Annotated in this window: 8 protein-coding genes; 2 read left to right on the forward strand and 6 right to left on the reverse strand. The window is 39.9% G+C overall.

Going from position 1 to position 8,117, the window contains the following annotated elements; genetic code table 11:
• Nucleotides 1-300: 300 nt before the first annotated feature.
• The gene (locus FJR08_RS13320) at nucleotides 301-765 is read left to right on the forward strand and encodes a DUF29 domain-containing protein (RefSeq protein ID WP_015083507.1); all 465 of its coding nucleotides are present in this window, start codon (nucleotides 301-303) and stop codon (nucleotides 763-765) included.
• Nucleotides 766-829: 64 nt separating this feature from the next.
• Here the strand turns inward: FJR08_RS13320 and FJR08_RS13325 are convergent, their stop codons facing one another.
• Complete coding sequence (locus FJR08_RS13325; protein WP_015083508.1) at nucleotides 830-1,504, reverse strand: TolC family protein; 675 nt, start codon at nucleotides 1,502-1,504, stop codon at nucleotides 830-832.
• 137 nt (nucleotides 1,505-1,641) lie between these two features.
• Between FJR08_RS13325 and FJR08_RS23270 the strand changes: the two genes are divergently transcribed.
• Nucleotides 1,642-2,010 (forward strand): hypothetical protein, encoded by a 369-nt coding sequence (locus tag FJR08_RS23270; RefSeq protein WP_041458662.1) that lies wholly within the window; start codon nucleotides 1,642-1,644, stop codon nucleotides 2,008-2,010.
• 2 nt (nucleotides 2,011-2,012) lie between these two features.
• Here the strand turns inward: FJR08_RS23270 and FJR08_RS13335 are convergent, their stop codons facing one another.
• From FJR08_RS13335 to FJR08_RS13355, 5 genes are all read right to left on the reverse strand, one after another.
• A complete protein-coding gene (locus tag FJR08_RS13335) occupies nucleotides 2,013-2,162 on the reverse strand; it encodes a hypothetical protein (protein WP_158310561.1) in 150 nt (49 codons plus the stop codon).
• Between the two features lie 59 nt (nucleotides 2,163-2,221).
• Nucleotides 2,222-3,973, reverse strand: coding sequence for a R3H domain-containing nucleic acid-binding protein (locus FJR08_RS13340; RefSeq protein ID WP_168633489.1), 1,752 nt, complete (start codon nucleotides 3,971-3,973; stop codon nucleotides 2,222-2,224).
• Between the two features lie 25 nt (nucleotides 3,974-3,998).
• A complete protein-coding gene (gene ldpA, locus FJR08_RS13345; RefSeq protein WP_168633490.1) occupies nucleotides 3,999-5,132 on the reverse strand; it encodes a circadian clock protein LdpA in 1,134 nt (377 codons plus the stop codon).
• A gap of 260 nt (nucleotides 5,133-5,392) precedes the next feature.
• Nucleotides 5,393-6,991, reverse strand: coding sequence for an Hsp70 family protein (locus tag FJR08_RS13350; RefSeq protein ID WP_168633491.1), 1,599 nt, complete (start codon nucleotides 6,989-6,991; stop codon nucleotides 5,393-5,395).
• A 394-nt stretch (nucleotides 6,992-7,385) separates the two neighbouring features.
• Complete coding sequence (locus FJR08_RS13355; protein ID WP_015083513.1) at nucleotides 7,386-7,991, reverse strand: exopolysaccharide biosynthesis protein; 606 nt, start codon at nucleotides 7,989-7,991, stop codon at nucleotides 7,386-7,388.
• Nucleotides 7,992-8,117: the final 126 nt, after the last annotated feature.

Raw genomic sequence — 8,117 nt, forward strand, 5'->3', positions numbered from 1 at the left:
TGTTGAACGATCTTATTTATATTTATTGTCAGAATCAGGATATCCAGGATTTAAGGATGTACAGGATGTGGGTTTGTGTTTGGGGTTGTTGGTTGTCAGAATCAGGATATTCAGGATTTAAGGATTTACAGGATGTTGTAATTTATCTTTCTTGTGTGTGATAATTAATTGAAAAGTTAATTTATCGGGTGTGTTAGTGTTAGCATAACCCGCCATTTACCAAAAATCTAGATTCTGACAAATAGAGAAAAATCACAAGCCTGTAAATCCTGAATCAGACAAATAACTAAAGGTAAAATTATGACCCAAAACATGACCGAAAACATCGAGAAAAACGATATTCTCTATGAATGTGATTTTCTCGCATGGTGCGAAAGAACAGTCAACCAACTCAAAAATAAAGACATAGAAAATCTTGATTTTGATAATTTAATTGAGGAGATTGAAACATTGGGTAAAAGCGAAAGAAGAGAATTAAGGAATCGGTTATTAGTCTTACTATCTCATATTCTCAAACGGATATATGTTAATAGTGCTGAAAACTTCAACGGTTGGGAAATAACTATTATAGAACAACGTAAACAAATCCAAATATTATTAAAAGAATCTCCTAGTCTTAAACCCTATCTAGCGCAAATATTTACAGAGGTTTATCTTGATGCTGTAGATATAGTTTCTGTTGAATATAAACAAACTCAATTTCCAGAAACTTGGCAATTTGATTATAAAACAGATTTACTTTTATCTAGTAAATATTGGGAGTGAAAATCAATGGAAGATTAGATACCTCAACTTTTTATCTGACAATTTATAATCTGACAATTTATAATTAGTGCGTTTTTGGTGCATATCGTTCTAATTGGGCTAGAGAGCGGTTGTAATCCAAAACAGCAGTGACTCGATTACCTTCTGTTGTTGTGAGATCGTTTTCTGCATTAATCACATCAGTTTGAGTAGCAACACCAGATTGGAATCTTAGTCTTGCTAAACGTAAAGCCTCCCTAGCCAGTTCCAACGCAGCATTGGCAGTTTGTACATTATCTAAATTAGACTTCTGTTGATAAAAAGCCTGTTCTACCTGAAATCGAACTTGCTTTAGCTGTTCAGAAAAGGAAACTTCGGCGATCGCTATATTAGCTCTAGCCTGCTCTGCTTTAGCTCTAGTTGCTCCACCACCAAATAAGTTCCAAGTTGCTTGTATTGACTGAGAATAACCATCACTAACATTTACTTGATCATCAAAATTATCTAATAAGTTATAGTTCAAATTAGAGCTAATTTGCGGACTACTGCTTGACAATGCCTGTCTCAACTGCTGCTCACTAATATTACGTTGTACAACTTGCTGCTTTAGCTCTGTTCGATTTTGATAAGCTAGGATAATACTGTCCTCCAATGTTTTGTTCCACAAACCAGCTATCTGCACAGCATCAGCCGCACTAATATTGACTAACTGGGATAAATTTAGCAGAGTAGCTAACTGACGGCGAGCAATTAGTTCCATAACTAAAGACCGTAAAGTTGAGCTAAAAAATAAAAATGCTGATTTTTCTAAGTCTTTTGCTTGGACAGGAGCAAAGCTTTTGCAACGTAAAAAACATTAGCTTTTATGCACAAAACTATCAAAATCTAGGAGATACTATGTCGGAATCTTATCAATCTAAATATGATCAGAGAAATGCAAATAACCAATTTGTAGATAGAGCAGCATCAGGTAGTAATGTTACATTTAATCAAAATAATTATACTCCAGAACAGAAACAAACTCTTGCAGAAGCAGCAACAGAAATCCAACAACTTCTGAAACAATTGGAAACAGATAATCCTAGTGCTACTGAAGCAGAACAAATTTCTCATATTAAAGATAACACTACTCCTAAATTCCAACGTCGTGCTGCTAGTGCTTTAAAAGCTGGTGGTGAAACTGCAATTGATGAGTTTATTCTTGAAAATAAATATTTGAAAGTTGTTAAGGCAATTATTAAGGGCTGGGTACAACCAGATAGTTAGTTTTAGGCGATCGCTCCTTCCACTCCCTTTGTAGTGCGGGCAAGATGCTCGCTAGAATTATATAAACTAAATGCACAACAGCTTGTCATCCGGTAATAGGTTTTTCCTAATTTTACAAAAGTCCATTTTCCGCCCGTGCTTAGTGTAAACAATAAAAAAATCCCCTGAAAAGATGTAAAAACAATCCTTTCAGGGGAAAATTATCAACAACCTACGCCGGGTAAATTCTTAACCGCCGATTAGGTTCATCGCCAAAACTATCCGATTTGAGACGATAATGTTCCACCAACTCATGCTGCATTTTCCGCACTTGGGAAGAACGGGGTAATAACTCCACAGGCTGACCTTTAGGGATGACAATCTGCTCCACAGCAAGCCTCGCCTCCTCCAAAGCGTCCATTTCATCATCACCACCGTTGTGTAATAAAAGTTGTAACTCTCGGTCATCGCCAATATCTGGATCATCAATATTCAGTAAGCGGCGGAGACTGCGAGTAATTTGGGGAATTGTACTAGACTTGATCACATGAATGGGTACATGACGAGCCTTAGCCATTTGTCTTAACTTAGCGTGATTCTTGACGTGCGATCGCAAAGCCAGAATAGCATCAGCACTATCCAAGTCCTTGGTCAATATCACTGGCAAAGTTAACACATTAATCACCTGTTCCAATTGCTGACGACTCACCCCATAGGGGTAAATGTGCAATGGTAAATCTTCCCCATTGGGACCTGCTTGTTTGCGGCTGGCAAAATCAAAACTTTCCGAGTAATTGAAAGATTCATCCAACAAACGGTCAAATTCACTGCGTCCCGTCGGTCTTTCCCGATCTAAAGATAAAGGTGGTAAAGCCACCATTTGTCCAGAAGAACGCCAACCATTAGGCTGAGCAGAGAGGAAAGATTCCTCCACATTAGTAATGTGACCATGGCCATTACCATTGCTATTGCCACCATTGACCACAGCCAACTGTCTAACAACGCCAACCTTGCCATTGTCATCAACAGTTCTCGTTTGTGGAGTCGGTTGACGACCACGTAACAAAGTATCAACCGTATCAGCCACACATTCATGAACTACCCAGCGTTGCCGTTCCAGCATCTCCACAGCAATCTCAAAAGTAGGTGGCGCTTTGCGTTCCAAAACTGTCTTTTGCGAACCACGCCGTCTAGCTTCATCATCTCCCAGCGTCACAGCCTGAATCCCCCCCACCAAATCAGACAGAGTGGGATTTTTAATCAGGTTTTCAATCTGATTACCGTGGGCAGTTCCTACCAATTGCACCCCCCGTTCGGCAATGGTTCGGGCTGCTAAAGCTTCCAATTCCGTACCAATTTCATCAATGACAATGACTTCTGGCATATGGTTTTCCACAGCCTCAATCATGACCTGATGTTGTAACTCTGGCTTAGAAACTTGCATCCGTCTCGCCCGACCAATGGCTGGGTGAGCAACATCACCATCCCCAGCAATTTCGTTGGATGTGTCAATAATGACCACTCGCTTATTTAAGTCATCTGCCAACACACGGGCAATTTCCCTTAAAGCCGTGGTTTTACCAACACCCGGACGACCTAGCATGAGAATTGATTGACCAGTTTCCACCAAATCGCGGATCATGGCAATTGTTCCGAATACCGCCCTGCCGACCCGACAAGTTAAGCCAATAATCTTACCGCTACGGTTACGGATAGCACTGATCCGATGCAAAGTTTGCTCAATTCCTGCCCGATTATCCCCCCCAAAATTTCCCACTCGTTGAATGCAATCATCTATCTGTGCTTGAGTGACTGGTGTTTCGCTCAAATACTCAGCTACATGGGGAAACCGAGCTTCTGGACGACGGCCTAAATCCAAAACCACTTCAACTAAATTATCTCCATTAGGATGATGCTCTAGTTTTTCTTGAAGGTCTTGGGGCAAAATGTCTAACAACTTTTGGAGATCTTCTGTAATCGTCATGCTTTCTATTGGTGACTTGACGTTTTTAGAGATATGCTTGGAGCGATGAGCGCGACTGCTCAGACTTAATCTGGGAAACGAGAGTATGGGCAACCCTTACAGCCTCCCATAGTAATTCCGGTTCTGATTCCAGGCGAATATTGCCTTGACTATCAGTGTTAATCACCTCCTTTTTTTCTAACTGGTCAAGAATGGGTGACAGCAATACACGGGCGTAACTACCATAGGCAACCCCAGAGATAAAAGCTGGGGACTCTTTCCTCCCTGCCTCTTTCAGCAATCCCATTCCCCTTAATTTAGGAACGGTGTAGCTATTAGTGCCGCCTGCTAACTGCACATATCCCGGTAGGTTTGCTGCCAAAACTTTTTGCCCCAATTTCACTGTGGCTATGGTTGTACCATCACCAATATCACCACTCATTGAACGTCCATCAGTTTGCCAAATTAAAAACTGGGGACGGGGGATAATTAAATCATAAATAGCTTTTAGGTAATTAATTAGACCTTCTCCATCGTTACAACTGATGGCTACTAACTTTAATTGATCTGCCCAAGGTGTCATCGCGTCCCATAACCGTTGGAATTCTGCCAACCGCCCCACTTGAGTATGAATTTCTACGGCTGCTATTCCCGTTGACATGATCAATGGTACGATCTCCCCTGGCGTTGACTCATAAGATTTTGTATAAATTATCCCATAAGGACAGATAGGAATGCAACGGCCACAGCCATAACATTTTTCAGCGATTACTCCAGAAAAATCATCTTTGGTATTGTTAAATAAAATTGCTTGGGCTGGACAAATTTTTTCACATGGTCTGGAACAATCGCGGGGACAGTCTTGAGAATTAAACTCAGCTTTCCGAAAATGGGGATCTTCGCCATCATTGAGACTGACCATCAACAAGGGCAAATTACCTGTCAAGGCAAAGCCTCGCTTTTGGGCATTATATCTCAAGCTTTGGGCTACCAGTAAAGCTTCTTGGGTGGCGGCAATGACTGCCGGATCTGCTGCTACATCTATACAGTCAGCACCAGCCAAGGTGTAGGCTAATGTTAAGTTTCTGACCGCAGGAAGATGTTGGTAACTGGCTCCGCAAATTAATTTGAACCAGTTACCCTGTTGTAGGGATTGTAAAGGGGCTAATAAATCAGTCACATTTCCATTATGCGTTTATTCGACTGAAAATAGCAGCCTGTGATCAGGAAAATTTAGATTTTTTTGTTACTAGTTTTTTATTGGTAAATTTTTATACTACTATAAAGCCTCTCTGTTTTGATTTATTGGTGAGAAATCTGGATTAAAAGAATGCAGAATTTAGAATTTAGAATTTAGAATTACGTTTTGCAACGGGGATTTTACCCCGACGCAAAACCCGCTGCTTGTAGAAGCAGGGGACTTTAACCCCCAAAGGTAAGTTAAGTTAATTTGGCTACAAGTTGATTTTCTAATAGGATGTTATTTGTTAATAAGTCCTCAACAGTAATTCTTAAAAACCGTTGTTCATCAACTTGAAAATAGATTTTAATGCGATCGCTTCCCGGAAATCCTGGAGGTTTAAGTTTGGCAATTTTACTGGCATTTACTGTATCATTGAGAGGCTTAACAGTAGTTGCATCATTATCAAGCTGACGAGTAATTAAGCGGTCGCCCTCAAAGTATATCTCTGTTCCACCTGTTTGGGCGCCCAATTCCCCAACAATTAACTCAATGCTGGGTTGATTTTCCACAGAAGCACCCAAAACTAATTCTACGGGTTGAGTCATGGGGTAAGGTTGTCCAGTTTTAATAATTGGATGCCAACTATGACATTGATTGCGGCGATCCCAATAACGCACACCGTAACTATGATAAAGATAGTCTTTAATTTCTATCCCTTGAGTTATTTGTAACGCCCCTTGAGCGATTGCTTCAAAAGGCAATTGACGGCGGATTTTTTCTGGTTCAAAATATTGTTCTATCCATGCTTGCACTACGGGCAACTGTACAGTTCCCCCAACTAATAATACTGCATTAATATCATCAATTTCTATACCGTAGCGTCGCGCTTGCTGTAATAGCGTCATCATTACATCATGCAGTTTATCAAAAAATCCGTTTTCCTGCAAAATATTTTCAAAGGTGTAACGATCAAGATCCATTTCATAACTTTCAAAAGTTTGATCATGAAAATAAACTTCACTAGCTTTATCTTGGTGAGATAGCTGAATTTTCAACTGTTCCGCTAGTCGCGCTGTGAGAGAACTAACTGGCAATCCTTGGGTTTTAGCAAAGTAATCTACTATCCAATTATCAATATCAGTTCCGCCTAGATTTTGCCCTGCTTTTGCTAATACACGGGCTGTTTTAGTCTTTTGTTGAGAATTTTCACCCAGATTTTTATCACCCCATTTGAGAAGAAATCCTAGAGGTTTAGTCTTGGCTTGTGTACCTTGATCTAAACTCACTAAAGATAAATCTAAAGTTCCACCACCAAAGTCAACGACTAAGAGAGTTCCTTGATCTGTTAAACCATACCCCAAAGCCGCAGCAGTGGGTTCATCCAACATCCGCACCTGTTCGACTGCTAATGATTGACAAACTTTCCCTAACCAGTGACGATAGGCTTCAAAGCTGTCTACTGGTACGGTTAAAACCAAGGAATCTATTCCCCCTTCTAAAGGTGCTAATTCTGCAATTACTTTGCTTAAAAACCATGTTCCTATTTGTTCAAAGCTAATGTTTTGTCCATCAAGTTCCGGTAAAAAACCCTGGATATCTGCACCAATTCCCCGTTTAAAACTCCGAAAAAATCTGGCATCAGTTTTGATATCCAAACCGCGATCGCGTACCTGTTGTCCAGCTATAATTTTACCAAGGCTGGCATTTTCTACATAAACTAAGCTGGGAATCAGTGGAGGATTAAGAAATTGTTGCGTTGATAATCTGGGTAGATTCAGGGTTTCTGCTTGTTGGGTGACAGAATTCCAACGAGTGATAACTGTGTTACTTGTACCGAAATCAATAGCGATCGCCATATTCTTTGATTATTTAAGTCAGGTATCCAAATAAATATCTAACATACCTCTAAGATACAAGGTTGGGTTGAGGTACGTTCACGAAGTGTGGCGAGGCCATAACCCAACATGAGCGTCGGGTTGCGCTGTTGCTTAACCCGACCTACAAAAAATGGACAAGGTATTGATATTGGATATTAAGTTTTTTATAGTTTGTGACAAAACATACTTTCTCGAAAGGATGAGAATACAAAATTGAAAGTTATACAGAAATTATCCGGACATAACAGAATCAGCCGTGGATACTCAAATAGTAGATGCACCTTAATTAAACCATTACCCTTGGCTTGTGCCTAAGGGTTTTTTTCTTTGGGATTTATATCTTAACAAATTTTGATCAGGAATGCCAAAAATTTTATTTGAACATAGCAGGCAGTAAGTTGGGGGCTAACCATAATGCATAACCAATAAAACCAAATAGCATAGTAATCAAGAGAGTAGCAATATAGCTAATACACATTAATAAACCATCAGATTCAATAGTAGCAACTGCCAAAAGTAAAATCCCCACAGTCGGAATGGGATTGGTAAAGGGAATGGGGGAAATTAGTAGTATTGTTAACCAAGAGATGCACAGCCCGTTAAATCGCCAAATTAAAGGATGATTGGCGACTTTTTGTAGTCGGGGACGGGCAATTTTTTCTAATACCCTAGTCACGCGACGCAGATTTTGTAAGATGATTTTAGCGAAGGCGTTGGGAAATTTATAGTTAGCGATTTTCTTGGGTAGCCAAGGTGTTCTCCTCCCTAAAACCATTTGCAATGATAATAATAGACAAGCACCACCTAAAGGACTGGTTAAGCCTGGAGGCATGGGAAATAGAAAAGGTAATACTAGTAATGTGATTACTAAGCTAAAACCCCGTTCGGAAGTTTCCGCTAGGATATCACCTAAAGTTAGTGGCTGTTCACTTAAACGTTCTAGAAGGGATTTAATTTCTTGAGAAAAGCGCAAATTCATAACTATGATTTTAATGATTTTTCTGATTCTTATGATACAGCAAAATTCAGGAGTGAAACCCGTTGGATGCTTCCTTGTTGACAGATAGGAGTTTTGATTTTCATTTTTTACCTTGTTTAGTGACCA

The organism is Dolichospermum sp. UHCC 0260 (assembly GCF_009711985.1).
Classification (GTDB): Bacteria; Cyanobacteriota; Cyanobacteriia; order Cyanobacteriales; family Nostocaceae; genus Dolichospermum; species Dolichospermum lemmermannii.

Excerpts from the sequence above, each read along its gene's own strand:
- FJR08_RS13320 (WP_015083507.1), top strand. The coding sequence starts at position 301 with ATGACCCAAAACATGACCGAAAACATCGAGAAAAACGATATTCTCTAT.
- FJR08_RS13325 (WP_015083508.1), bottom strand. The coding sequence starts at position 1,504 with ATGGAACTAATTGCTCGCCGTCAGTTAGCTACTCTGCTAAATTTATCC.
- FJR08_RS23270 (WP_041458662.1), top strand. The coding sequence starts at position 1,642 with ATGTCGGAATCTTATCAATCTAAATATGATCAGAGAAATGCAAATAAC.
- FJR08_RS13340 (WP_168633489.1), bottom strand. The coding sequence starts at position 3,973 with ATGACGATTACAGAAGATCTCCAAAAGTTGTTAGACATTTTGCCCCAA.
- FJR08_RS13350 (WP_168633491.1), bottom strand. The coding sequence starts at position 6,991 with ATGGCGATCGCTATTGATTTCGGTACAAGTAACACAGTTATCACTCGT.
- FJR08_RS13355 (WP_015083513.1), bottom strand. The coding sequence starts at position 7,991 with ATGAATTTGCGCTTTTCTCAAGAAATTAAATCCCTTCTAGAACGTTTA.